The organism is Streptomyces globisporus (assembly GCF_003501885.1).
GTDB lineage: Bacteria > Actinomycetota > Actinomycetes > Streptomycetales > Streptomycetaceae > Streptomyces > Streptomyces globisporus_D.
Window position 1 is genome coordinate 1 of sequence record NZ_QWFA01000361.1, and the last position, 2,265, is coordinate 2,265.

The 2,265-nt window shown below is 71.2% G+C and carries 2 protein-coding genes; both read left to right on the forward strand.

Annotated features, from left to right (window positions below):
- The first annotated feature begins 305 nt into the window (after positions 1 to 305).
- Complete coding sequence (locus D3105_RS33470) at positions 306 to 686, forward strand: DUF3499 domain-containing protein (RefSeq protein ID WP_206273055.1); 381 nt, start codon at positions 306 to 308, stop codon at positions 684 to 686.
- Between the two features lie 69 nt (positions 687 to 755).
- Complete coding sequence (locus D3105_RS33475) at positions 756 to 2,129, forward strand: phosphomannomutase/phosphoglucomutase (RefSeq protein WP_118906562.1); 1,374 nt, start codon at positions 756 to 758, stop codon at positions 2,127 to 2,129.
- Positions 2,130 to 2,265 lie beyond the last annotated feature (136 nt).

Consider the following 2,265-nt stretch of genomic DNA (forward strand, 5'->3'; position numbering starts at 1 on the left):
CGGGCGGGCGGCGGCCCCCGGAGGGGAGGCGGGCATCCCGCTTCCGGATGTCCACAGTTGAACATTTCGGCCAAGGTTGAGCCCGTTTCAGGCCCGTCATCCGATCATTGACCCTGCTCCTGACACCGCGATCCACCCCGGCCGCGACCGGCGCGACCGGCCGACGATCACGAGGCCCTTGCCGCGGCGCAGGTCAGGGTAGCCGCCGAAAGCCTCGTTGTGCCGCAGGTCACAGGGCGACACGGTGGGGTGACCCGAGGGGGAGTCGTCGCGGCCCGCTCAAGAGTGCGGTACCGTCCAACATCGTGAGCCCTGTACGTCGCTGTTCGCGCACCGCGTGCGGCCGCCCTGCCGTCGCGACACTGACGTACGTCTATGCCGATTCGACTGCGGTCCTCGGCCCGCTCGCCACCTACGCCGAGCCCCACTGCTATGACCTGTGTGCCGAGCACAGTGAGCGGCTCACCGCGCCCCGGGGCTGGGAAGTGGTGCGGCTCTCCGACGGCTCCGCACCGGCGCACCCGAGCGGCGACGACCTCGAAGCACTGGCCAACGCGGTCCGCGAGGCGGCACGTCCGAACGACCGGGGCCCGGACGGCGGAGGCGGCCGGGGCCGGCGCTCGGCCGACCCGGTGGAGGTGGCCCGCCGGGGCCACCTGAGGGTGCTGCGCTCCCCGGACTCCTGAGTCCGTCTCCCGAGGCTCTACCCGGCCGGGTAGTTTGGGCGGTCCGTAAAGACCCCAGGAGGACCGGCCGTGGTTGCTGATCTGTCGCAGCTCGTGAAGGCGTACGACGTGCGCGGAGTGGTGCCCGACCAGTGGGACGAGTCGCTGGCCGAACTCTTCGGATCCGCGTTCGTCCAGGTCACGGCCGCCGACGCGATCGTGGTCGGCCACGACATGCGGCCCACCTCACCGGGTCTTTCCGCCGCCTTCGCGCGCGGCGCGGCGGCCCGGGGCGCGGACGTCACGCTCATCGGCCTCTGCTCGACGGACCAGCTCTACTACGCGTCGGGGGCGCTGGACCTCCCCGGGGCGATGTTCACGGCCTCGCACAACCCGGCGCAGTACAACGGCATCAAGATGTGCCGGGCGGGCGCGGCCCCGGTCGGCCAGGACACCGGCCTGGCCGAGATCCGCGCCCTGGTCGAGCAGTGGTCGGAAGGCGGCCCGAGGCCGGCCACCGCCCCGATCCCCGGCACGATCACGGAACGCGACACCCTCACCGACTACGCGTCCCACCTCCTCGGCCTGGTCGACCTGACCGCGATCCGCCCCCTGAAGGTCGTGGTGGACGCGGGCAACGGCATGGGCGGCCACACGGTCCCCACGGTCTTCGAGGGCCTCCCGCTCGACCTCGTACCGATGTACTTCGAGCTCGACGGCACCTTCCCCCACCACGAGGCCAACCCCCTCGACCCCAAGAACATCGTCGACCTCCAGGCCCGCGTGATCGCCGAGGGCGCCGACCTGGGCCTCGCCTTCGACGGTGACGCGGACCGCTGCTTCGTGGTCGACGAGCGAGGCGCGGGCGTGTCACCGTCCGCGATCACGGCCCTCGTGGCCGCCCGCGAGCTGGCCCGCAACGGCGGCCGGGGCATCGTCATCCACAACCTGATCACCTCCTCGTCCGTCCCCGAGGTGGTCCGCGAGAACGGCGGCACCCCGGTCCGCACCCGAGTAGGCCACTCGTTCATCAAGGCGGAGATGGCCGAGCACGGCGCGATCTTCGGCGGCGAGCACTCGGCGCACTACTACTTCCGCGACTTCTGGAACGCCGATACGGGCATGCTCGCCGCCCTCCACGTACTCGCCGCACTCGGCGGCCAGCAGAAGCCGCTCTCCGAGCTGGTCGCGGAGTACGACCGCTACACCGGCTCCGGCGAGATCAACTCCACCGTCGCCGACCAGACCGCCAGCCTGACCAAGGTCAAGAAGGCGTACGGCACCCGCGAGGACATCACCTTCGACGACCTGGACGGCCTCACGGTGACGGCCCCCGACTGGTGGTTCAACCTCCGAGCTTCGAACACGGAACCGCTGCTGCGCCTGAACGTGGAGGCGGGGGACGAGAAGACGATGTCAGCGGTACGGGACGAGGTCCTGGGCTTGATCCGGGGGCCTCTTTAGCCCCTCCGAGGGTCGTGTTCAGCCCCTCCCGGGTCACGTCCAGCCGGACCGGGCGTCTTTCAGCCCCTCCGGCTTTTGAGGGGCGGGGTCCGGGGCGGAGCCCCGGTTACGGGAAGGGGCGGGTAGGGGAGAAGCC